Here is a 21292-nt window from a genome sequence, read left to right on the forward strand (position 1 = left end):
TGATGTTGGACTCGTTTGCTTTCCGGTATTTGGTCATCATGCGGCTGCTACCGGAGCGTGGCGGTCGAGGATCGCGTCGACGTTCGTCCCGGGCGGCAGCGTGCCGTAGTGCATCCCGCCGTCGCCGGCCAGCCGCGTGGCGACGAACGCGTCGGCGACCGCGGCGGGCGCGTGGCGCAGCAGCTGGGAGGCCTGCAGCGCGAGCGCCATCTCTTCGACGACCAGCCGCGCGCGATGCTCCAGCTCGGCCGGTCGGGAGAACTCACCGCGCACGGTCTGCACGTAGGCGTCGTAGCGCGTGTCCTGGCCGGTGGCGGCGTCGAGCTCCTCCAGGAAGACGTCGAGCGACTCGGGCGAGCGCGCGAGCGCGCGCAGGACGTCCAAGGCCATCACGTTGCCCGAGCCCTCCCAGATCGAGCACAGCGGCGCCTCGCGGTAGAGCCGCGGCATGCCCGACGCCTCGACGTAGCCGTTGCCGCCGAGGCACTCGAGCGCCTCGAAGGCGTGGTTCGGGACGCGCTTGCAGACGTGGTACTTGGCGACCGCGGTGGCCAGGCGCTTGAAGAGGTCGGCGCGCTCGTCGCCGGCGGCGGCCTCGTCGTAGGCGCGGCAGAGGCGCAGCGTCAGCGCTGTGGCGGCCTCGCTCTCAACCGCGAGGTCGGCCAGGACGTTGCGCATCAGCGGCTGGTCGATGAGCGTCTTGCCGAACGCGGCACGGTGCATCGCGTGCCAGGTCGCCAGCGAGACCGCGGTGCGCATGCCGCCGGCGCCGCCCATCACGCAGTCCAGCCGCGTGTGGCCGACCATCTCGATGATCGTCGGGACGCCGCGGCCGGGCTCGCCGAGCATCTGGCCCCACGCGCCCTTGAACTCCACCTCGGAGGACGCGTTGGACTTGTTGCCCAACTTGTCCTTGAGGCGCTGCAGCTGGAAGCCCTCGTTCTTGGTGCCGTCGGGCAGGAAGCGCGGGACGGCGAAGCAGCTGAGGCCTTCGTCGGTTTGGGCGAGGACGAGGAAGAGGTCGCTCATCGGCGCGCTGCAGAACCACTTGTGGCCGACCAGCTGGTACTCCGCGCCCTCGCCACCGCCATTGAGCGGGGTCGCCACGGTCGTGTTGGCGCGGACGTCGGAGCCGCCCTGCTTCTCGGTCATCGCCATGCCGCAGATCGCGCCCGGCTTCTCGGAGGCGGGCTTGAGTGCGCCGTCATAGCCGCGGGCGGTCAGGCGCGGGATCCACTCGTCGGCGATGCTCTGCGTTGCCCGTAGTGCCGGGACCGCTGCGAACGTCATCGTGATCGGGCAGCCGAAGCCGGCGTCGGCCTGCGTGCCCGACATGTAGATGGCGGCGCGCGCGACCTGCGCGCCCGGCTGCGGGTCGTTCCACGGCAGCGCGTGCATCTCGTCGTGGACGCCGCGCGCCATCAGCTGATGCCAGGCGGGGTGGAACTCCACCGCGTCGAGGCGGTTGCCGAAGCGGTCGTGGGTGTGCAGCAGCGGTGGGTTGCCGTTGGCCTGCTCGCCCCACGCCAGCGGCTCGCCGCCCCAGAACGCGCCGACCTCGACGGCGCGTTCATGCGCCCAGCCGCCGCCCTCACGCGCAAGTCCTTCAACAAGGGCGGTGTGGTCGAGGAAGAGGTTGCGGCCCTCCAGCGGCGGCACCTGGTTGCGGACCTCGTGGGTGGCGTACGTCTCGGCCTCAGGCCGCGCGACGGTGGACATCTTCAGTCGACCTCCTGATCGGTGGTGGAACGCAGGCAAAAGGTGATGAGCCGGGAGACCAGCACGTCGACGTCGGTGTCGGCGTGGGTGGGGGAGAGCGGGCCGACGAGCGCCTCGCCGATCGCGCCGACGAGCGCGGTGGCGGTGAACGCGGGGTCCTGAGGCGGCAGTTCGCCGCGCGCGACGCCCTCGGCGATGGTCGACGCGAACGCGTCGGCGTAGGCGCGACGGAACTGCAACCGCTCGGCCTCGACGGCGGGGTCGACCGGCTCGGCCAGCAGCGCCCAGGCCAGCCGCCGTCCTTGCAACGCGCGGCGGGCGAAGGTGTCGACGGCGGCGATGAGCCGCTCCTGTGCGGTCTCGCCGCCGGCCTGGGCGACCGCATCGACCTCACGCTGCGAGGCGACCCGGAAGACCTCGGTCAGCAGGTCGGCCTTGGACGGAAAGTGGCGGTAGACGGTGCCGGTGGCGACACCCGCGCGCTTGGCGACCGCAGCCACCTGCGCTTCGCGATAACCGCCTCGGGCGACGAGCGCGAGCGCCGCGCGCACGATCTTCTCGCGCGTCTGCGTACGGCGGGCCTCGGTGCGCTCGGTGGGTCGATAAGCCATGGCGGTCACCAAGAAGTGAACCACCGTTCAGGCTTTGAAGCAACTCGACGACACCGAACCCGCGATATACGCGGGTTCGGTGTCGTTCAGCGACTGATGGTGCGGCGCGCTCGCCGCCGCCGGCGCGCGCCTTCGATCGCCATGCCGGTAAAGCCGATCGAGGTCGTGATGAAGGAGGCGCCGGCGAACGCCTTGTACACGGGCGACTTGTCGACCTCCGGCGCGAAGGCGAGCGGGAGGAAGGACATGGCGTTGGTCCACGCGCCGACGCCGAGGGGGATCGACGCCCAGCGTGGAGCGTCCGGCACGGCGGAGCCGACGGCGACGGTCAGGCCACCGAGCATCGCGAGGTCCAGGTGCCACTGCTTGATGCGGGCGCCGGACTTGATCCCGATCTTCCGCGCGGCCTCCGGGTTCTGGCGCACGAGCGTGTACGGCCAGCCCGCGAGGGCGCCCACCGCGACCTCCGCGAGGCCGGAGACGACGAGCGCGCTGGGAACGTGCGTGGTGGCCATCCGCGGGATCTTGACAGAGTGTCAAGCCGCTGCGTCGATAGCGTGCGGCGCGCCCATGAAGATCATCTACACCCACACCGACGAAGCACCGGCGCTCGCGACGAAGTCGCTGCTGCCGATCGTCGAGGCGTTCGCCGCCACGGCCGACATCGAGCTCGAGCTGCGCGACATCTCCCTTGCGGGCCGCATCTTGGCGCACTTCCCCGAGCAGCTCACGCCCGAGCAGCGGGTCGCCGACGCGCTCGCAGAGCTCGGCCAGCTGGCTCAGACGCCCGAGGCCAACATCATCAAGTTGCCGAACGTCAGCGCCTCGGTGCCCCAGCTGAAGGCCGCGATCACCGAGTTGCAGGGTCAGGGCTACGCGATTCCCGACTACCCCGAGGATCCCTCCACCGACCAGGAGCGCGACATCCGCGCCCGCTATGACGCGGTGAAGGGCAGCGCGGTCAACCCGGTGCTGCGCGAGGGCAACTCCGACCGCCGCGCGCCCGCGTCGGTCAAGGCGTTCGTGCGCAAGCACCCGCACTCGATGGGCGCGTGGAGCAAGGACTCCAAGACGCACGTCGCCACGATGAGCGACGGCGACTTCCGCTCCACCGAGCGCTCGACCACCGTCGCCGCGCCGACCGACGTGCGGATCGAGCACGTCGCGGCCGACGGCACGGTCACGGTCCTCAAGGCGTCCACGCCGCTGCTGGCGAGCGAGGTCATCGACGCGTCGGTGATGCGTCGCGCCGCGCTGCAGCAGTTCTTCACGGAGCAGATCGCCGACGCCAAGGCCCACGGCGTGCTCTTCTCCGTGCACCTCAAGGCCACCATGATGAAGGTCTCCGACCCCGTCATCTTCGGCCACGCCGTCCGGGCGTTCGTCGGCGACGACGTCTTTGCCGGACTCGGCGACGTGCGCCCCAACGACGGCCTGGCGAGCCTGCTCAGCGCCCATCCCGAGGTCCAGGACGCCGTCGACCGCGCGCTCGCCGCCGGACCGGACCTCTTCATGGTCGATTCGGACCGCGGCATCACCAACCTGCACGTGCCGTCTGACGTGATCGTCGACGCCTCGATGCCGGCGCTGATCCGGGCCTCCGGCCAGGGCTGGAACGCGGCGGGCGCCCAGCAGGACACCAAGTGCGTCATCCCCGACTCCAGCTACGCCTCGCTGTACGCCGAGACGATCGCGCACTGCAAGGAGCACGGTGCCTTTGACCCCACGACCATGGGCACGACGCCGAACGTCGGCCTGATGGCCCAGAAGGCCGAGGAGTACGGCTCGCACGACAAGACGTTCGAGATCGCCGGGCCGGGCGTTGTGCGGGTCGTTGACGCCGCCGGCACCACGCTGCTCGAGCACGACGTCGACACCGGCGACATCTGGCGCATGTGCCAGGCCAAGGACGCGGCGATCCAGGACTGGATCGGCCTCGCGGTCGCTCGCGCACGCGCGACGGGCGCGCCCGCGGTCTTCTGGCTCGACGAGACGCGCCCGCACGACGCGCAGCTGCTCGCCAAGGTCCGTCCGGCGCTCGATGCCCTCGACACCGACGGCCTGCAGCTCGAGATCCTTCCCGTCGCCGAGGCCACCCGCTTCACGCTGGAGCGCGCGCGCCGCGGGCAGGACACGATCTCGGTCACCGGTAACGTCCTGCGCGACTACCTCACCGACCTGTTCCCGATCCTCGAGCTCGGCACCAGCGCGAAGATGCTGTCGATCGTCCCGCTCATGAACGGCGGCGGCCTGTTTGAAACCGGCGCCGGCGGCTCGGCACCCAAGCACGTCCAGCAGTTCCTCAAGGAGAACCATCTGCGATGGGACTCGCTCGGCGAGTTCCTGGCACTGGCGGTCTCCCTGGAGATGCTCGCCGAGAAGACGGGCAACGCGCGCGCCCAGCTGCTGGCCGACACGCTCGATCGCGCGACCGGCAGCGTGCTGGAGGAGGGTCGCTCACCGTCGCGCAAGGTCGGCGAGCTCGACAACCGCGGCAGCCACTTCTACCTCGCGCTGTATTGGGCGCGGGAGCTGGCCACCCAGACCGACGATGCCGACCTCGCGGCGCGCTTCGCGCCGCTGGCCCAGCGACTGGCCGACGAGGAAGCGACGATCGTGGCCGAGCTCGACGGCGCCCAGGGCTCGCCCGTGGACGTCGGCGGCTACTACCGGCCCGATCCGGACCGCGCCGCAGCGGCCATGCGTCCCAGCCCGACGCTCAACAAGGCGCTGGCCTCGCTCGTCTGAGCCACCACGCGGCAAGCGTTCGGCCCCGATAGGTTTTGGGCTATGCCCAAGACTGTCACGGTGACCGGCGCGGCCGGCGCCATCGGATACGCCCTCCTCTTCCGCATCGCTTCAGGCCAGCTGCTCGGTCCCGACGAGAAGGTCCGGCTCCGCCTGCTGGAGATCGAGCCCGCGCTGAAGGCCGCTGAAGGCACCGCCATGGAGCTCGTCGACTGCGCCTTCCCGCTGCTGGAGGCCATCGACATCACCTCCGATCCCAACGAGGCCTTCGACGGCACGAACGTCGGCCTGCTCGTCGGTGCCCGTCCGCGCACCGCCGGGATGGAGCGCGCCGATCTGCTCGAGGCCAACGGCGCGATCTTCAAGCCCCAAGGCAAGGCCATCAACGACCACGCCGCCGACGACATCAAGATCCTCGTCGTCGGCAACCCGGCCAACACCAATGCGTTGATCGCCATGAGCAACGCGCCGGACGTCCCGAACGAGCGCTTCACCGCGATGACGCGCCTGGACCAGAACCGCGCCTACGGGCAGCTCGCCAGCAAGCTTGGTATCGCACTGACCGATATCCAGGATCTCGTCATCTGGGGCAATCACTCACCGACGATGTTTCCCGATCTGTTCACCGCAAAGATCAACGGCAAGCCGGCCGTCGAGGCCGTCGACGACATGGCCTGGTACGAGAACGAGTACCTGCCCAACGTCGGCAAGCGGGGCGCGGCGATCATCGAGGCGCGTGGCGCCTCCAGCGCCGCGAGCGCGGCCAATGCAGCGATCGACCATGTTCACGACTGGGTGCTGGGCGCCGATGGCCTGGTCTCGATGGCGGTGCCGTCGGGCGGCCAGTATGGCGTCGACGAGGGCCTGATCTCGAGCTTCCCGGTCCGCGTGAGCGGCGGGAGCTATGAGATCGTCGAGGGCCTCGAAGTCGGCGAGTTCGCGCAGTCCAAGATCGACATCACCGTCGACGAGCTCAAGGGCGAGCGCGACGCGGTCAAGGGCCTGGGCCTCATCGGATAGGACTCGGGGGCGGCTCAGCCTCAGTCGTCCGATGAGGCCGGGCCTCATCTAGGTACTACGCCGGAGGGCTCGCGCAGGCGAGCCCTCCGGGGATGCTCTAGGCCGTCTCGTCCATGGCGTGCCAGCCGCGGCCCTCCTTGCGGATGAGCCCCTCCTTCTGGAGGCCGGGAAGCACCCGGTAGAGGTAGTTCTGCTGGATGCCCATCTTCTGGGCGATCTCCGGGATGGTGATGCCCGGATTGGCCTTCACGAGCTCCAGCGCCTGCTTGCCGCGCGTGCCCGAGCCGCGCGGGCGGCCACGACGGCCATTGCTCGATCCGCTTGGCGCGGCTCCACCGGTGGAGGCCCTGGACCGACGGCGAGGCGCCGGGGTGGGAACGGCGGCGTCGTTGCCGACGCCATCTAGTGCGGAGACGGCGGCCTCCAAGCGGTGGAACTCGTCCACCAACGGGCGAAGCTCCTTGAGACGCTCTTGGAGCTCGCGTCGCTTCTCGTCCAGGAAATCTGCCATGACAGGGGTCGTTGCCTTCGTCAGAGTTACTATTAGTGGAAGTGAGTGTCACATGGAAGTAGGTGAAGGTCAATGCGAAGCACGGGAACGTGCACCGCTCAGACATTCACGGGGAACCGCTGGTAGCCGTCAGGCGCGCGAGCGCAGGGAGCCCTCGACCAGCGCCTTGAGCTTGCGCAGCGAGGCGTCGGCCTCCTTGGCCGGCAGGCCGCCGACCAGCGCGTGGCTGGCAAAGGCGCCGAGCGGACCGAGCGGGGCCTTGAACTCGTTGCGGTAGTCGAAACGCGTGCCGCCGTTGCCGTTGTCGGTCAGGCGGTACTCGGTCTCGGCGTGCGAACGCGCGGGGCCGCGACCCTTCCAGGTGGCGTGGTGCGGCGCCCGGCTGGAGTCCAGGTGCCACTTGACCTTGAAGCTGGCGCCGCGGAGATGCAGCACCTGCTCCATCTCGTCATCGGAGTACGACACCAACTTGCGGTGGATGGTCACCCACTTCTCCAGGCGCGTGGGGTCCATCACGGTGCGCCAGACGTCCTCGGGGGACGCGTCGATGTCGATGCTCGTGGCCACGTCGCTCACGTCGGAAGACCCTAGACGGTGGGGCGCGCGTCAGCGCGCCCGCAGCACCTCCGTCGCCTCCCAGTCGCGCAGCGCGCGCTCGATCGCCGCGTCGAGGCGGTGCAGCCGGACGCCGAGGAGCTCCGCGGCGCGGCTGTCGCGTGGCAGCAGGTCGCCTTCCAACCCCTCCATCAACGGCCCGATCAGCGCATGGTCCTCGCCGGCGATGGCCGCGGCGACGCGGCTGGCCACCGGCGTCAGGCTGAAGCCCAGCCGGATCGGCGCGCGGCCCACCAGCAGCGCATCGCGGATCCGCGTGACCAACTCGCCGTAGGTGACGATGTCGGGGCCGGCGATGTCCAGCGACAGCGGCCCGTCGATCGCCGGCGAGCGGCCACCGGCGACCAGCAGCGCCAAGACGTCGCGGCCGTCGATCGGCTGCGTCCGGTTCTCCCGCCAGGCCGGCAGCGGCATGACCGGCACGCGCTCGACCAGGCGCACCAGGAATCGAAACGAGCGCGAGCGGGCGCCGATGACGATCGAGGCGCGCAGCGCCAAGACCTCCGGCGCAGCGTCCAGCAGCGTCTGCTCGACCTCGAGCCGGCTGGCGAGGTGGGCGGACGCCATGCCGGTCTCGGGCACGAGCCCGCTGAGGTAGACGACCCGCCGCACGCCGGCGAGCCGGGCGGCAGCGGCGAAGCGCTCCGCGGCGCGGCGGTCGCGTGAGCGGAAGCCGTCGGGTGGGTCGAGACTGTTCCCACCCACCCTGCCGCTCTCCATCGAGTGGATCAGGAAGTAGGCGACGTCGATGCCGTCCAGCGCGGCGTCGAGCCCAGCGCCGCTGACGGCGTCGCCGGTGGCGATCTCCAGCCCGGCGACGTCGACGCCCGCTGCGGCGACGCGTGCCGGGTCACGGGCGAAGGCGCGCACCGTCTGACCGTCTGCCTGCAGGCGGGGAACGAGCGCGGCGCCGACGTAGCCGCTGGCGCCGGTGACGAGGACACGCGACATCGCATCCATCAAGATATAGGACTTCGATAGCAGGTCGTCCTCGGTCGCGCGGGCCTTCGCGCCATCCTCGCCGCAAACACCGGTAAACGGCGCCAAATTCCCGCTCTTAGCAGGTATTTCCGCATTTGTCGGCATTTGCGGGAAGGGCCGTTGCAGGGGTCGGTCCGGACGTGGTTCGATGGCTCTGTCGTGAACGGGCCGGTCGAGCAGAGGGAGTCGGGACCACGGATGTCGAAGGCGCGCGCCAAGGCCAAGAAGCCGAGCTGCGAGGAGTGCTACTTCCGCTGCAACATGCTCTGCGCGCTGGCGCTTGACGAGCCCTGCTCGACGTTCCGTCCGGACCATCCGGAGGGGCTGCGACCGGCACGTCAGCTGCGCTTCCACTTCCGCCAGCAGGGTCGCACCACCGCCGCCTGGGCGTTCCCCAACGCCCAGGAGCAGGCAGCGCTCCACAGCTGACCCGCACGGCGTTAAGGTCGGCGCCATGAAGATCCGCGCCGCCGTCCTCGAGGAGTTCGCTGCACCGCTGGTGGTCCAGGAGGTCGACCTCGACGGTCCGGGGCCGGGCGAGGTTCTTGTTCGCCTCCACGCGTGCGGTGTCTGCCACACCGACATGTACACGGCGTCGGGCGCCGACCCCTCGGGCTATGCGCCGACGGTCCTCGGCCACGAGGGCGCCGGCGTCGTCGAGGCGCTGGGCGAGGGCGTCACGGATCTGGCGGTGGGCGATCACGTCGTCACGCTCTTCTCGCCGCAGTGTCGCGAGTGCCTGCACTGCCGCAGCGACAAGACGAACCTCTGCCTGGCGATCCGCGAGCAGCAGAACCTCGGCTACCTGCCCGACGCGACGACGCGCCTGCATCGCGGCGAGGAGCGCATCCGTCACTTCATGGGGACCTCGACGTTCGCCGAGGCGACCGTCATGCCGTCGATCGCGCTGGCCAGGATCAACCCGGAGGCGCCGCTGGACGTCGTCGCGACGCTCGCGTGTGGCGCGACCACCGGCATCGGCGCCGCGCTCTACGTCGCCAAGGTGGAGCGCGGCTCGACCTGTGCGGTCTTCGGCGCGGGTCTCGTCGGCCTCGGGGCCGTCGCGGGCGCGCGGCTGGCCGGTGCGGAGCGGATCATCTGCGTGGACTTAGACGAGGGCCGGCTGGAGCAGGCGCGCGAGCACGGAGCGACCGAGACGTTCATTGGTGGGGAGGACGCCGTTGCGCGCATCCTCGAGATGACCGACGGCTTCGGCGCCGACTACACCTTCGAGGCGACCGGCAACGTGAAGGTCATGCGTCAGGCGGTCGAGGCCGCGCGAATGGGTTGGGGGCTGGCGACGGTCGCCGGCGTGGCCGGCAAGGGCGAGGTCCTTGAGGTCGTTCCGCGGTTCCTCATCACCGGGCGTCGGATCGCCGGCGCGTCGTTCGGGGGCGCCAAGGGGCGCGACCGCGTGCCCGAGCTCGTCGAGCTCTACCTCGCCGGTGACCTCGACCTCGACGCCTTCGTCACCAACCGCATCGCGCTCGACGAGGTCAACGAGGCCTTCGCGGCGATGGATCGTCACGAGGGCGTGCGGACGGTCATCACCTCCTTCTAGCCGCCACGTCCCTCGCGTCGAGGGACGATCTTTGGTCGCTATGGACCCATAAGTCGTCCCTCGACGCGGAACTTGCCGGAATGGATCAAGTCCGTTGATGGCTTGACCTGACTGAGATCATGGTTCGTGATGCTCGATCTCAAGCTCCTGACGACGTTTCGTGAGGTCGCGCTGCGGCGGTCGTTCAGCGACGCGGCCACCGTCCTGGGTTACACGCAACCGGCGGTCTCTCAGCACGTCGCGCGCCTTGAGGCTGCGGTCGGCGTCCGGTTGCTGGACCGCGATGCGCGCGGCGTGCATCCGACGCCCGCAGGCGAGCTGCTGCTCACCCGCGCGGCCGCCCTGCTCGATGCCGCCCGTCGGGCCGAGGAGGACGTTCGCGAGGCGGCGGGCGCCGGCCGGCCGACCGTGCGCATCGGCGCCTTCGCGACCCTGGCGGCCGGCCTGCTGCCCGGCGCGACTCGCGACCTGCGCGCGCGGCGCCCCGACCTGCGGGTGGACGTCAAGGTCATTGAGCCCGAGGACGCGATCGACGCGATGCTCGCCGACCGCCTCGACCTCGCGACGATCATCGACTCCGAGCTGCTGCCGATGGGCGTGCGGCCCGGCGTCGAGCACGTCCACCTCTGCGAGGACCCGCTGCTGCTCGTCGTCGCCAGCGACCACCCGATGGCCAACCGTCCGTCGGTCGGCCTCGAGGAGCTCGCCGGCGAAGGCTGGCTGATGCCCGACGTCGGTGGCACGTGCCCGGACTCCAACATCGTGCTCCGCGCGTGCCGCGACGCGGGCTTCGAGCCCGACGTCCGCCTCGCCTTCGACGACTACCCGGCGCTGCAGGGGATGGCGGCCGCCGGCGTCGGCGTGGCGCTGATCCCGAGCCTGTCGACGGCGAACATCCGCGCCGACGTCGCGATCATCCCGCTGCGCGGTCAGCCGCCCGCACGCCGCATCCAAGCCGCCGTCCGCGTCGGCGAGGTCAACCCCCTCGTCGACCACGTCATCGAAGCGCTGCGCGCCGCAGCCCGCGCACTGCCGACCGGCCGCGCGCTGGCAGCCGTCGCCTAGACGCTCCCCGGCGTTTACGCTCTCGCCCAGCGGAGAGAGGGGGTCGAGGGTGCGAATCACCGTGCTGGGCAAATCGCCTTCCTGGCAGGACGCCGGAGGGGCATGCAGTGGGTACCTCGTCGAGGAGGATGGGACGTTCCTGCTGTTGGACTGCGGCAACGGCGTCTTCTCGAAGCTGCGGCGCTTCCGCGACTACGTGGCGGTGGACGCGATCGTGATCTCGCATCTGCACGCTGACCACTTCCTCGACCTCGTTCCCTACGCCTATGCCTTGACCTACGCGCCGCGCCAGCAGCCGGTGCCGGTCGATCGCTGGCCGGGCACGGCGCAGCCGGCCAGGCCCAAGCTGTTCGCGCCGCAGGGCGCGCGGGAGGTCTTTCGGCAGATCGTCGGCGCGTGGGGCGCGGAGGAGCTGATCGACGACGCCTTCGACATCCACGAGTACGCGCCTGACGAGGAGCTGGCCGTCGGCGCGCTGGCGCTGCGGTTCCAAGAGGTGCCGCACTGGCTGCCGACCTGCGCGATCGAGGTGCGCTCCGCAGAGACCGGTCCCCACCCACCCGGCCGCTTCACCTATGGCGCCGACAGTGCGCCGACCGACGAGCTGGTGCGCTTCGCCGAGGGCTCTGACCTCCTGATGATCGAAGCGACGCTCCCGCGCCCGGAGCGTGACGGCGTGCGCGGGCACCTGACGCCCGCCGAGGCCGGCGAGCACGGCAGACGCGCGAATGTCGGCCGCCTGGTCATCACGCACTTCTCCGACGAGCTGGACGAGCTGTGGGTGCGCCGCGAAGCCGAGCGTGGCTTCGGAGGTCCCGTGTCCGTTGCCCGCGAGGGCGCCGTCTACGAGGTCTGAGCGCCAGCGCGCGCGGTACATTCGTGCGCGTGGCCCCCGAGCGCGATCTCTTCGCCAACTTCGAGCGGATGCGCCGCGAGATGGACGAGCTGTTCGGCGACGTCTTCGGCGCCGGCGTCCTGGGGCCCCGCCATCGCGGCGGCTTCTCGCCGGCGGTCGACGTCTTTTACGAAGGCGAGCCGCCACGCGCCGTGGTCCATGCCGAGCTTGCCGGGATCGATCCCGACGAGATCGGGCTGGAGATCGAAGGTCGTGAGCTGGTCATCGCCGGCCATCGCCGCCCGGCCGACAGCGAGGGCCGCGTCTACCAGCAGCTCGAGATCGACTTCGGGCCGTTTCGGCGCGTGATCCCGCTCGGCGCTGATGTCGTCGCCGAGGAGGCGCGCGCCACCTACCGCGACGGGATCCTGCGCGTCGAGCTGCCGCTCGTCCGGCCCGAGCCGCGCTCGCGGCGCGTGCCGATCGAAGTCGCCGATGACGCCATCTAGGTCGGCGTAAGGTCCGGACTGGTGATCGAGATCAGCGCCGAGGGCAGCGGTCGCCCGGTCGAGGTTGGGACACGCAGCCGCGTGCCCGACACGCTGCCCGTGCTGCCGCTGCGCGAGACGGTGCCGCTGCCCGACACGCTCATGCCGCTGGCCATCGGCCAGGAGCGCTCGATCGAGCTCATTAACAACGTCCTGGCTGGCGACCGTCTGCTGGTCATGGTCGCTTCTCGTAGCCCCGAGCTCGAGACCCCGGGCCCCGACGAGCTTCATGACGTCGGCGTGGTCGGTGCGGTCGCTCGCATGATCAAGGTTCCTGATGGGTCGCTGCGGATTCTCGTGCAGGGAGCCCAACGGGTGAAGCTCACCGAGTGGGTCGGCGAGCTTCCGTATCTGGTGGCGCGCGTGGAGGAGCTGCCCGACGTTGTCCGCGAGTCGCCCGAGCTGACCGCGCTGACGCGCAACGTCCAGGAGACCTTCACGCGCATCGTCGAGTTGGTGCCCTACCTGCCCGAGGAGCTGCAGCTCGCGGTCGCCAACATCGACGACCCCTCGACACTGAGCCACCTGATCGCCGGCTCGCTGCGACTGCCGACCGAGGAGAAGCAGGGGCTGCTGGAGGAGGTCGACGTCGGCCGCCGGTTGCGTCGCCTCGTTGAGGTGCTCGCGCGCGAGCTGGAGGTCATCTCGATCGGAACCGAGATCCAGTCCCAGGTCCAGTCCGAGATCGACAAGGGCCAGCGCGAGTACGTCCTGCGCCAGCAGCTCAAGGCGATCCAGGACGAGCTGGGCGAGTTCGACGAGTCCGTCGAGGAGGCGCGCGAGCTGCGCGACCAGCTCGCCGATGTGCAGCTGCCCGCCGACGTCCGCAAGCAGGTCGACCGCGAGCTGCACCGCCTCGAGCAGCTGCCGGCCCAGGCCGCCGAGCACGGCGTGATCCGCAGCTACCTGGAGTGGATCGCGATGCTGCCCTGGGGCGTCAGCACCGAGGACGACCTCGACCTCGTCCACGCGCGCGAGGTCCTCGACACCGACCACTACGACATCGAGCAGGTCAAGGACCGCATCCTGGAGTTCCTCGCCGTCCGCAAGCTCAAGCCGGACGCGAGAGGGACCATCCTCTGCTTCGCCGGCCCGCCCGGCGTCGGCAAGACCTCGCTGGGCAAGTCGGTCGCCCGCGCGCTGGGGCGCAAGTTCGAGCGCATCAGCGTCGGCGGCGTGCGCGACGAGGCCGAGATCCGCGGCCATCGCCGCACCTACATCGGCGCGATGCCGGGAACGATCATCCGCGCGCTGCGCGACGCGGGCTCCGACAACCCGCTGTTCATGATCGACGAGATCGACAAGATGGGCGCCGACTTCCGCGGGGATCCGTCCAGCGCCATGTTGGAGGTCTTGGACCCCGAGCAGAACGCGACGTTCCGCGACCACTACCTCGACGTGCCCTTCGACCTGTCCAAGGTCATGTTCATCTGCACGGCCAACGACCTCGACCGCGTGCCGGGCCCGCTGCGCGACCGCATGGAGATCATCCAGCTCGCCGGCTACACCGAGGACGAGAAGCTGCAGATCGCCAAGCGCTACCTCGTCCCGCGCCAGATCGAGCGCAACGGGCTCAAGAAGTCGTGGATCGGCTTCGGTGACAAGGCGCTGCGCCGGATCATCTCCGACTACACGCGCGAGGCGGGCGTGCGCGGGCTGGAGCGGGAGATCGGGACGATCTGTCGCAAGGTGGCGCGCGGGGTGGCGGAAGCGAACGGTTCGACGACCCCGAAGAAGACGACGGTCACGCCCGAACGCGTCCGCGAGCTGCTCGGCCGCGCCAAGGTCCACGCCGAGGCCAAGCGTCGCACGCAGACGCCGGGCGTGGCGACCGGCCTGGCGTGGACGCCGGTCGGCGGCGACGTCCTGTTCATCGAGGCCAGCGCCACGCCCGGGACCGGCAAGCTGCAGCTCACCGGTCAGCTCGGTGACGTCATGAAGGAGTCCGCGCAGGCCGCGTTGACGTGGGTCAAGGCCAACGCGCACCTGATCGCTCCCGAGCTCGGCGACGCGTGGTTTGCCGACCACGATGTCCACGTCCACGTGCCCGCCGGCGCGACGCCCAAGGACGGCCCCAGCGCAGGCATTACGATGGCGACCGCGCTCGCCTCGTTGATCTCCAAGCGCACGGTGCGCGAGGACGTGGCGATGACCGGCGAGATCACGCTGACCGGCCAGGTCCTGCCGATCGGCGGGCTGAAGGAGAAGGCGCTTGCGGCACAGCGCAACGGCGTCAAGACGATCCTCGCGCCCGCCCTCAACGAGGCCGACGCCGAGGACATCCCCGAGCATCTGCGCAAGCGGCTGCGGTTCGTGTGGGTCGCCGAGATCGGCGACGTGCTGGCCGCCGCGCTCCAAAGCCCTGCGTGACGAACCACGAACGGCGGGTATGCTCGGCGCAGAGCCACGACCCCGACCCAAAGAGGGACAGCTGCATGGCCAAGAAGAAGCAGAAGGCGGCCGTTGCCGCCGGCGCCGTCGAGGCGGCCCGCCAGAACCCCTACGTCCAGCGCGTCATCGAGGACGATGACCTGCGCGACAACGTCCGTGTCGCCTTCGAGGCTGCGCGGGATGCCTACGAGCGCCTGTCGCACGGCAAGGCGCCCACGAAGATCCTCACCGACGACAAGAAGTTCCACAAGGACCTCCACACCGCGGCCGAGGCGTTGAAGGACGCCGGCTCGTCGCTGCGCGAAGGCCCCAAGAAGAAGAAGCGCAAGGGTGGCCTCGGCCGCAAGCTGCTGGTGCTCACGATCGCCGGTGGCCTGGCCATCGCGCTCAGCGCCGACCTGCGCTCCAAGGTCCTCGACGCGCTCTTCGGCGCCGAGGAGGAGTTCGACTATACGTCGACCACGGCTCCAGCATCTGCGCCGTCGGGAGCTACCGCGGCGTAGGAGGCGCCCGGCGTGGGTGCTCAGCGTCGACGCCGACGACCGGCACCGCGGCGTAGTCGCACCGACATCTGTTGCGTTGAGAGGGCGTCCCGGCTGGGGCGCCCTTTCTGTTAGCGGTGGACGGGTTGGCCGGCCAGCTAGGATCGGCTCCATGGAGGCCACCGAACCGCGGTCGCAACTGAGCGGCGAGAAGGCCCAGCGGATCGTCGACGCGATGCGCGCGTCGGTCGCGCTGCGGGGCGTGGCGGGCTCGACGTTCGACCACGTCGCTCGCGAGGCCGGCGTCTCGCGCGGGCTGCTGCACTACTACTTCGGCTCCAAGGAGCGGCTGCTGGCCGAGGTCGTCAAGCGCGACACCGACCTGCGGATGGCCGCGCTGGACGAGCAGCTCGCCGCCGCCTCCAACGCCGCGGACTTCATCGCGATGCTGGGCCGCACGCTCGAGGCGATGCTCCGCGACGACACCGAGTTCCTCACGCTCTCCTTCGAGGTCTTCACGCTCTCGCGCCGCAATCCCGAGATCGCGATCGAGTTCAGCGAGCTGGTCCGCCGCACGCGCCAGCACGTCGCCGGAGTGCTCGCGGCCAAGCAGACCGAGGGCGTCCTCGTGCTGCGCGCCGACCCGGAGGCGATCGCCGAGATCATCTTCGGCCTGGGCGACGGCCTCGCGCTGCGCATCCTCGCCGAGCCCGACCGCGACCATCGCGGAACCGTGGCGGCGGGCACGCTCGCGGTCGCGGCGCTGATCGGCTGACGCACCGGGTTTTCGCGCCCGGGCTGCGCGAAGCTCCACATCTTGGTCTGAAAAGTTGCGCGTGTCGTGCTCGAACCCGTGCAGAGTCATGCGCCGCATGGACAACGGTGTCACGCGCGTGGAGGCTGCGGCTTTCCCGATGACCGATCGTGCCGACCCCTATCGGAGCGTCGCCCGTGAGCTGCTGTGCGTGCTCGCCGACGCCGGCCGTCCCATGAGCTTGCGCGAGCTCGAGGAGCCCGGTTGCCTAGCGGCCGCCGACGCGGCCTTCCAGCTCTCGGTCGCCCGCGTCGCGGGTTTCGTGCGGGCGGTGCCGAGCCTCGAGGCGCGCCCCGAGCCCAGCTACCAGCCCACGACGCTGGGCTGGATGATCGCCCGCCGCACGTCCCGTGTGGGGATGCTGGCGCGGCAGCTGCGTGCGGCTGACGATGCGCCCTGGGCGCCCGAGCCGCCCGCGCACCCGTCGCGCCGCCGCACTGACGGCACCCCGCGCGCCGCTTAGCCCGCCGACTTCGGTGACGACCACGGTCCGGCCAGACGGCCTGACAGCAGCTCGCCGAGGTCGTCGATCGCGATGCGCTCCTGGGCCAGCGAGTCGCGATCGCGCAGCGTGACCGTGCGGTCCTCGAGCGACTGGTGGTCGATCGTCACGCACCACGGCGTGCCGATCTCGTCCTGGCGACGGTAGCGCTTGCCGATCGAGCCGCCCTCGTCGTACTCGGTCTGCATCCGCTTCTTGAGCAGCGCCTGGACCTCGGCGGCCAGCTCGGGCTGGCCGTCCTTCTTGACCAGCGGCAGGATCGCAACCTTCACCGGCGCCAGGCGCGGGTGGAGCCGCAGGACGGTGCGGATGTCGCCGTCGCCGAGGTCTTCCTCGTCGTAGGCGTCGGCGAGGAAGGCCAGGACGGAGCGCCCGACGCCGGCGGCCGGCTCGATCACGTGCGGGACGTAGCGGGTGCCGTCCTGCTCGACGACCTCGATCGCCTTGCCCGAGCCGGCGGCGTGGGCCTTGAGGTCGAAGTCACCGCGGTTGGCGATGCCCTCCAGCTCGGACCAGCCAATGGGGAACAGGTACTCGACGTCGGCGGTGGCGGAGGAGTAGTGCGACAACTCGTCGGCGTCATGGTCACGCAGACGCAGGTGGTCGGCGCGTAGGCCGAGCTCGACGTACCACTCGAAGCGCGCCTGCTTCCAGTGGTCGTACCACTCGTCGGCCTGGTCGGGCGGCACGAAGAACTCCATCTCCATCTGCTCGAACTCGAGCGTGCGGAAGATGAAGTTGCCGGGCGTGATCTCGTTGCGAAACGACTTGCCGACCTGCGCGATGCCGAACGGGGGCTTGCGGCGGACGAATGTCAGGACGGTCTTGAAGTCCAGGAAGATGCCCTGCGCGGTCTCGGGCCGCAGGAAAACGCGCTGGCCACCGCCCTGGATCGGGCCGATCGCCGTCTCGAACATGAGGTTGAACTCGCGCGGCTCGGTGAGCTCGCACTCCTCGGTCTCGCCGGGGAGCTTGGAGGGACGCTTGCCGCAGCGGATCTCGGGCTGGGAGTCCGGATTTTCCCGCGCTTCGGCCAGGTGGTCGGCGCGGAAGCGGCGCTTGCAGGTCTTGCAGTCGACCAGCGGGTCGGTGAAGCCCGCGAGGTGGCCCGAGGACTCCCAGGTCTTGGGGTGCTGGATGATCGCCGAGTCCAGCGCGACGACGTCATCGCGCTCCTGGAGCATCGCGTCCCACCACGCATCGACGACATTGCGCTTGAGCAGCACGCCGTAGTGTCCGTAGTCATAGGTGTTGGCGATGCCGCCGTAGATCTCCGAGGCGGGGAAGATCAGGCCGCGGCGCTTGCACAGCGCCACGATCTTGTCCATCGTCACAACGTCCTGGGTGGGCACGCGCGCCACTTTACCCAGGGGCTGAATCCGCAGTGCCCGCCGCCGTGCGAGCGAGCCTCTGGCGAGCTCGCGCCCGGAACCTGGCCCTCTGGGCCAGTGTTCCGCTGGCACTCCTATACTCAGAGTGCCAATGCCGATCTACGAATATCGACGCCCGGACGGCACGACCTTCGAGGTCATGCAGCGCATGACCGACGACCCGCTCACCAAGGACCCCGAGACCGGCGTCCCGCTCGAGCGCGTCTTCCATCCCGTCGCCGTCCACTTCAAGGGCAAGGGCTTCTACAACACCGACTACGGCACCAAGCGCCGCAACCGCGAGTTGCGCGAGTCCGCCGAGTCGGGGGCCGACAAGTACGAGGCCGGGCAGGCCGACAAGAAGAAGGAGAAGGAGAAGGCCGCCGCGTCCTCCTCTTCTTCGGATTCGTCGTCGGCCGCCGCGAAGCCCAAGGCCGAGAAGAAGTCCTCCTCGGGCTCGGGCTCGGGCGACAAGAAGTCCTCCAAGAAGTCTGCTTAACCCCTTAGGAACCGCGCGACGTCGCGGGCTTTCTCCGCATCGGACACATGCAGCCCGGCGCCGCCGTCGGGTGCGGTCTCGACACCGTCGGGCTTGAGGATCCGTGGTGCCGGCGAGCCGCTGGTGGCCAGCGCCCCGAACAGGCCGAGCAGGGTCGGGCCGGACATGTCGCTGCGCAGTGCCTTGGGCGTGTTCCAGGCGATCCACGGCAGGCGCGGGAAGGCGAACGGCGACAGCAGCCGCGACTTCATCGCGCTCAGGATCTTCTGCTGGCGGCGCGCGCGGGTTAGGTCGGACTCCGCCTTGTTGCAGTCGTTGTGGCGGGTACGCGCAAGGGCCAGCGCCTGCTTGCCGTTGATATGGGTCTTGCCCTCCTTCAAGCGCAACGTGTAGCCGCCGTTCTTGAAGCCGCCGTTGATCTTGGAGACGACGCAGCCGCCCTTGTAGGTGATGCCGCCCATGGCGTCGATCAGCTGCGGGAAGTTGTTGAAGTTGACCTCGATCAGGTGGTTGACCTGGATGCCGAGGTACTGCTCGAGCGTCTGGACGGCGAGCGCGGGGCCGCCGAAGGCGTAGGCGGCGTTGATCTTGTTGCGGCCGTGGCCGGGGATGTCGACCACCGTGTCGCGCGGGATCGAGAGCCGCGCGTTCTTGCCGCCGCCGACGCGCATCAGCAGGATCGAGTCCGAGCGGCTGCCGCTGCTGGAGGCGCCCGGCTCCTTGGAGTCCTTGGGACGCGCGTCAGAGCCGAGCACGAGGATCGTGTTGGGGCTCGTCAGCGGGAAGCCGGCGCCGCCGAGGTCGACCTTGCCGCTGAGGTCGCCCTGCTGGAGTTGGGCGCTGATCAGGAAGAGGACGAGCGAAAGGGCGACCCAGCCGATGGCGGCAAGGACGAGCCACTTGATGACGCGTCCGATAGAGAGCGGCCCTCTGGGGTGGCGCCGTCTTGGGAGGTGGAACGGCAGGCGCCAGCGGGGGCGGGCGGGACCGCTTCCCCGCCGGTCGTCGTCCTCGGGAAGTCCGGGCCCGGACGGCGTTCTCGGTGGGCGCGGTGGCGTGGCTGGACCGGCGCCGAGGTCGCCGATCAGCGGCTCCCCGGGCTTGGGTCCGCGGCGCAGGAAGCCAGGGCCCGATCGGTACTTCGTGTACTCGGGTGGGGGGTCGGAGGGGGTCGACATCCAGCGGATAGGGTGACGCGCATGTCCGCCGGGTGCGTGATCGGCGTCGATCTCGGTGGCACCAAGCTGCTTGCGGGGGTCGTCGGGCCCGACCTCAACGTCCGCCATCGTGTGTTCCGTCACGCCCGCGAGGGCAAGGGCACCGAGCAGCTGCTGGACGCCTTGGTGGAGGCCGTCGAGGAGGTGCGCAACGCCGCCGGGCGTGAGCTGACGGCGGTCGGCTTCGGCATCCCGTCCCTGGTTGATGTGCGGACGGGCACCGCCGCCACGACCGTCCATCTTCCGCTGCGCGACGTGCCGTTTCGCGACGTGATGGCCGAGCGGCTCGGGGTCCCGGTTGCGGTCGACAACGATGCCAATGCGGCGATGGTCGCCGAGCACCGCCACGGCGCGGCGCGCGGCACGCGGACGGCGGCGCTGCTGACGCTCGGCACCGGGATCGGCGGCGGCATCCTCGTCGACGGGCAGGTGCTGCACGGGGCGCACGGCGGCGCGGGCGAGTGGGGCCACATGGTCATCGACGTCGACGGCCCGTTGTGCACCTGCGGCAACCGCGGCTGTTTGGAGATGTTGGTGTCGGGGACTGCGCTGGGTCGTGCCGCGCGGCTTGCCGCCGAGGAGCTGCCGGACTCGGGCTTCGGGCAGGCGTTGCGGGCCGGACGTGAGATCACCGGGATGCTCGCGACCGAGCTTGCACACGATGGGGATCCAGTGGCGCGTGAGGTGGTCACGGTGGTCGGCCGTCACCTCGGCGTGGGTCTGAGCAACGTCATCAACATCCTCAACCCGGAGGTCGTCGTCGTGGGCGGTGGGGTGATCGCGGCCGGTGAGCTGCTGCTGGAGCCTGCGCGTGAGGTCGTCGCTCAGCGAGCCCTGGCGCCGTCGCGCGACCAGGTGCGGATCGTGCCGACGCGATTCGGAGACGCGTCGGGGATGGTCGGCGCGGCGCTGCTGGCGATGGATCTCGTGGACGCCCGATGACCGGCTCGCTGGTGGTCTGTCCGACGCCGATCGGCAACTTGGAGGACATCACGCTGCGGGTGTTGCGCGCGCTGCGCGAGGCTGACGTGGTGGCGTGCGAGGACACGCGCCACACGCGCGTGCTGCTCGATCGCCACGGTATCTCAGCCCGGACGGTGAGCTACCACGAGCACAACGAGGTTGCGCGGGCCGCCGAGCTGGTGGGGCGGATGCAGGCGGGGGAGACGGTGGCGCTCGTGAGCGATGCGGGGATGCCGCTGGTCAATGACCCGGGGTTCCTGCTGGTGGGCGCGTGCGTGGCGGCGGGGGTGGGGGTCGAGGTCTTGCCGGGGCCGTCGGCGGCGCTGACGGCGCTGGTGGTGTCGGGGCTGCCGGCGACGACGTGGCGCTTCGTGGGGTTCCTGCCGCGCAAGCGGGGGGAGCTGGAGACGCTGTTTCGGGGTGCCCGCGAGACGCTGGTGGCGTTCGAGTCGCCGCGGCGCGTCGGCGCGTCGTTGGCCGCATTGGCCGCGGTGGATCCCGATCGGGTGGTCGCGGTCTGCCGCGAGCTGACCAAGCTGCACGAGGAGGTGCGGCGCGGGAGCGCCGCGGAGCTCGCCGAGCACTACCGCGAGCACCCCGCGCGCGGGGAGGTTGTGCTCGTCTGCGGCGCCGCCGCGCCCGGGACGGCGTGGCGCGAGGAGGCGCTCACGGCGCTGCGCGAGCTCGTCGAGGCCGGCGCCAAGCCGCGGCCCGCGGCGGCGGCGATCGGGAGGCTCACCGGGCTCGCGGCCAACGAGCTCTACCGGGAGCTGACCGGGCGCGGCAGCGCAGCGCGCCAGTAGCCTGGAGGCGCAAAATGTCGTTTTACGTCACCACGCC

The 21292-nt window shown here is 70.3% G+C and carries 22 protein-coding genes; 14 read left to right on the top strand and 8 right to left on the bottom strand.

Annotation, left to right across the window (positions count from 1 at the left end; translation table 11 throughout):
• Positions 1 to 36: 36 nt before the first annotated feature.
• From VGO10_RS07165 to VGO10_RS07175, 3 genes are all read right to left on the bottom strand, one after another.
• Positions 37 to 1719: an isovaleryl-CoA dehydrogenase gene (locus VGO10_RS07165; RefSeq protein WP_327466654.1), complete on the bottom strand. Its 1683-nt coding sequence runs from the start codon at positions 1717 to 1719 to the stop codon at positions 37 to 39.
• Between the two features lie 2 nt (positions 1720 to 1721).
• On the bottom strand, positions 1722 to 2330 hold the full coding sequence (locus VGO10_RS07170; protein ID WP_327466656.1) for a TetR/AcrR family transcriptional regulator: 609 nt from the start codon (positions 2328 to 2330) through the stop codon (positions 1722 to 1724).
• A gap of 86 nt (positions 2331 to 2416) precedes the next feature.
• Positions 2417 to 2845, bottom strand: a complete 429-nt coding sequence (locus VGO10_RS07175) for a hypothetical protein (RefSeq protein ID WP_327466658.1) — start codon at positions 2843 to 2845, stop codon at positions 2417 to 2419.
• 55 nt (positions 2846 to 2900) lie between these two features.
• Here VGO10_RS07175 and VGO10_RS07180 point away from each other — a divergent pair, with 55 nt between their 5' ends.
• Both VGO10_RS07180 and VGO10_RS07185 read left to right on the top strand, forming a co-directional pair.
• Complete coding sequence (locus tag VGO10_RS07180) at positions 2901 to 5078, top strand: NADP-dependent isocitrate dehydrogenase (protein ID WP_327466660.1); 2178 nt, start codon at positions 2901 to 2903, stop codon at positions 5076 to 5078.
• 42 nt (positions 5079 to 5120) lie between these two features.
• Positions 5121 to 6098 (top strand): malate dehydrogenase, encoded by a 978-nt coding sequence (locus VGO10_RS07185; protein ID WP_327466662.1) that lies wholly within the window; start codon positions 5121 to 5123, stop codon positions 6096 to 6098.
• 97 nt (positions 6099 to 6195) lie between these two features.
• Here the strand turns inward: VGO10_RS07185 and VGO10_RS07190 are convergent, their stop codons facing one another.
• From VGO10_RS07190 to VGO10_RS07200, 3 genes are all read right to left on the bottom strand, one after another.
• A complete protein-coding gene (locus tag VGO10_RS07190) occupies positions 6196 to 6609 on the bottom strand; it encodes a hypothetical protein (RefSeq protein ID WP_327466664.1) in 414 nt (137 codons plus the stop codon).
• A gap of 129 nt (positions 6610 to 6738) precedes the next feature.
• Positions 6739 to 7185, bottom strand: a complete 447-nt coding sequence (locus tag VGO10_RS07195) for an SRPBCC family protein (RefSeq protein WP_327466666.1) — start codon at positions 7183 to 7185, stop codon at positions 6739 to 6741.
• Between the two features lie 30 nt (positions 7186 to 7215).
• Complete coding sequence (locus tag VGO10_RS07200; RefSeq protein WP_327466669.1) at positions 7216 to 8175, bottom strand: NAD(P)H-binding protein; 960 nt, start codon at positions 8173 to 8175, stop codon at positions 7216 to 7218.
• Between the two features lie 228 nt (positions 8176 to 8403).
• Here VGO10_RS07200 and VGO10_RS07205 point away from each other — a divergent pair, with 228 nt between their 5' ends.
• The 9 genes from VGO10_RS07205 to VGO10_RS07245 all read left to right on the top strand — a co-directional run bounded on the left by VGO10_RS07205 (position 8404) and on the right by VGO10_RS07245 (position 16364).
• Entirely contained in the window at positions 8404 to 8634 is a 231-nt protein-coding gene (locus VGO10_RS07205) for a hypothetical protein (RefSeq protein ID WP_327466671.1), read from the top strand.
• A 25-nt stretch (positions 8635 to 8659) separates the two neighbouring features.
• Positions 8660 to 9766, top strand: a complete 1107-nt coding sequence (locus VGO10_RS07210) for an alcohol dehydrogenase catalytic domain-containing protein (protein WP_327466673.1) — start codon at positions 8660 to 8662, stop codon at positions 9764 to 9766.
• 129 nt (positions 9767 to 9895) lie between these two features.
• Positions 9896 to 10831 (top strand): LysR family transcriptional regulator, encoded by a 936-nt coding sequence (locus VGO10_RS07215; RefSeq protein WP_327466675.1) that lies wholly within the window; start codon positions 9896 to 9898, stop codon positions 10829 to 10831.
• 49 nt (positions 10832 to 10880) lie between these two features.
• On the top strand, positions 10881 to 11687 hold the full coding sequence (locus tag VGO10_RS07220; protein WP_327466677.1) for an MBL fold metallo-hydrolase: 807 nt from the start codon (positions 10881 to 10883) through the stop codon (positions 11685 to 11687).
• A gap of 29 nt (positions 11688 to 11716) precedes the next feature.
• Entirely contained in the window at positions 11717 to 12175 is a 459-nt protein-coding gene (locus VGO10_RS07225; RefSeq protein ID WP_327466679.1) for an Hsp20/alpha crystallin family protein, read from the top strand.
• A 21-nt stretch (positions 12176 to 12196) separates the two neighbouring features.
• The gene (gene lon, locus VGO10_RS07230; protein ID WP_327466681.1) at positions 12197 to 14584 is read left to right on the top strand and encodes an endopeptidase La; all 2388 of its coding nucleotides are present in this window, start codon (positions 12197 to 12199) and stop codon (positions 14582 to 14584) included.
• 65 nt (positions 14585 to 14649) lie between these two features.
• A complete protein-coding gene (locus tag VGO10_RS07235; protein WP_327466683.1) occupies positions 14650 to 15108 on the top strand; it encodes a hypothetical protein in 459 nt (152 codons plus the stop codon).
• A gap of 151 nt (positions 15109 to 15259) precedes the next feature.
• Positions 15260 to 15862 carry a TetR/AcrR family transcriptional regulator gene (locus VGO10_RS07240; protein ID WP_327466685.1) on the top strand — a complete coding sequence of 201 codons (603 nt, stop codon included), beginning with the start codon at positions 15260 to 15262 and terminating at the stop codon, positions 15860 to 15862.
• Between the two features lie 139 nt (positions 15863 to 16001).
• The gene (locus VGO10_RS07245; RefSeq protein WP_327466687.1) at positions 16002 to 16364 is read left to right on the top strand and encodes a hypothetical protein; all 363 of its coding nucleotides are present in this window, start codon (positions 16002 to 16004) and stop codon (positions 16362 to 16364) included.
• On the opposite strand, the gene VGO10_RS07250 is transcribed toward VGO10_RS07245, so the two are convergent.
• Complete coding sequence (locus VGO10_RS07250; protein WP_349258927.1) at positions 16361 to 17731, bottom strand: glycine--tRNA ligase; 1371 nt, start codon at positions 17729 to 17731, stop codon at positions 16361 to 16363. The genes VGO10_RS07245 and VGO10_RS07250 overlap by 4 nt on opposite strands.
• A 154-nt stretch (positions 17732 to 17885) precedes the next feature.
• Here VGO10_RS07250 and VGO10_RS07255 point away from each other — a divergent pair, with 154 nt between their 5' ends.
• Complete coding sequence (locus VGO10_RS07255) at positions 17886 to 18272, top strand: FmdB family zinc ribbon protein (RefSeq protein WP_327466691.1); 387 nt, start codon at positions 17886 to 17888, stop codon at positions 18270 to 18272.
• On the opposite strand, the gene VGO10_RS07260 is transcribed toward VGO10_RS07255, so the two are convergent.
• Positions 18269 to 19450, bottom strand: coding sequence for an LCP family protein (locus VGO10_RS07260; protein WP_327466693.1), 1182 nt, complete (start codon positions 19448 to 19450; stop codon positions 18269 to 18271). The genes VGO10_RS07255 and VGO10_RS07260 overlap by 4 nt on opposite strands.
• Before the next feature lie 21 nt (positions 19451 to 19471).
• Here VGO10_RS07260 and VGO10_RS07265 point away from each other — a divergent pair, with 21 nt between their 5' ends.
• Both VGO10_RS07265 and rsmI read left to right on the top strand, forming a co-directional pair.
• On the top strand, positions 19472 to 20431 hold the full coding sequence (locus tag VGO10_RS07265) for an ROK family protein (RefSeq protein WP_327466695.1): 960 nt from the start codon (positions 19472 to 19474) through the stop codon (positions 20429 to 20431).
• Complete coding sequence (rsmI, locus tag VGO10_RS07270) at positions 20428 to 21255, top strand: 16S rRNA (cytidine(1402)-2'-O)-methyltransferase (RefSeq protein ID WP_327466697.1); 828 nt, start codon at positions 20428 to 20430, stop codon at positions 21253 to 21255. The genes VGO10_RS07265 and rsmI overlap by 4 nt, the downstream gene beginning before the upstream one ends.
• Positions 21256 to 21292 lie beyond the last annotated feature (37 nt).

Origin of the sequence: Baekduia sp. (genome assembly GCF_035996765.1) — a bacterium.
In the GTDB taxonomy this organism is placed as follows: Bacteria; Actinomycetota; Thermoleophilia; order Solirubrobacterales; family Solirubrobacteraceae; genus Baekduia.

Coding starts and splice junctions, on each gene's coding strand:
- VGO10_RS07165 (WP_327466654.1), bottom strand. CDS start 1,719: ATGTCCACCGTCGCGCGGCCTGAGGCCGAGACGTACGCCACCCACGAG.
- VGO10_RS07170 (WP_327466656.1), bottom strand. CDS start 2,330: ATGGCTTATCGACCCACCGAGCGCACCGAGGCCCGCCGTACGCAGACG.
- VGO10_RS07175 (WP_327466658.1), bottom strand. CDS start 2,845: ATGGCCACCACGCACGTTCCCAGCGCGCTCGTCGTCTCCGGCCTCGCG.
- VGO10_RS07180 (WP_327466660.1), top strand. CDS start 2,901: ATGAAGATCATCTACACCCACACCGACGAAGCACCGGCGCTCGCGACG.
- VGO10_RS07185 (WP_327466662.1), top strand. CDS start 5,121: ATGCCCAAGACTGTCACGGTGACCGGCGCGGCCGGCGCCATCGGATAC.
- VGO10_RS07190 (WP_327466664.1), bottom strand. CDS start 6,609: ATGGCAGATTTCCTGGACGAGAAGCGACGCGAGCTCCAAGAGCGTCTC.
- VGO10_RS07200 (WP_327466669.1), bottom strand. CDS start 8,175: ATGTCGCGTGTCCTCGTCACCGGCGCCAGCGGCTACGTCGGCGCCGCG.
- VGO10_RS07205 (WP_327466671.1), top strand. CDS start 8,404: ATGTCGAAGGCGCGCGCCAAGGCCAAGAAGCCGAGCTGCGAGGAGTGC.
- VGO10_RS07210 (WP_327466673.1), top strand. CDS start 8,660: ATGAAGATCCGCGCCGCCGTCCTCGAGGAGTTCGCTGCACCGCTGGTG.
- VGO10_RS07215 (WP_327466675.1), top strand. CDS start 9,896: ATGCTCGATCTCAAGCTCCTGACGACGTTTCGTGAGGTCGCGCTGCGG.
- VGO10_RS07235 (WP_327466683.1), top strand. CDS start 14,650: ATGGCCAAGAAGAAGCAGAAGGCGGCCGTTGCCGCCGGCGCCGTCGAG.
- VGO10_RS07240 (WP_327466685.1), top strand. CDS start 15,260: ATGGAGGCCACCGAACCGCGGTCGCAACTGAGCGGCGAGAAGGCCCAG.
- VGO10_RS07245 (WP_327466687.1), top strand. CDS start 16,002: ATGACCGATCGTGCCGACCCCTATCGGAGCGTCGCCCGTGAGCTGCTG.
- VGO10_RS07250 (WP_349258927.1), bottom strand. CDS start 17,731: ATGGACAAGATCGTGGCGCTGTGCAAGCGCCGCGGCCTGATCTTCCCC.
- VGO10_RS07255 (WP_327466691.1), top strand. CDS start 17,886: ATGCCGATCTACGAATATCGACGCCCGGACGGCACGACCTTCGAGGTC.
- VGO10_RS07260 (WP_327466693.1), bottom strand. CDS start 19,450: ATGTCGACCCCCTCCGACCCCCCACCCGAGTACACGAAGTACCGATCG.
- VGO10_RS07265 (WP_327466695.1), top strand. CDS start 19,472: ATGTCCGCCGGGTGCGTGATCGGCGTCGATCTCGGTGGCACCAAGCTG.
- rsmI (WP_327466697.1), top strand. CDS start 20,428: ATGACCGGCTCGCTGGTGGTCTGTCCGACGCCGATCGGCAACTTGGAG.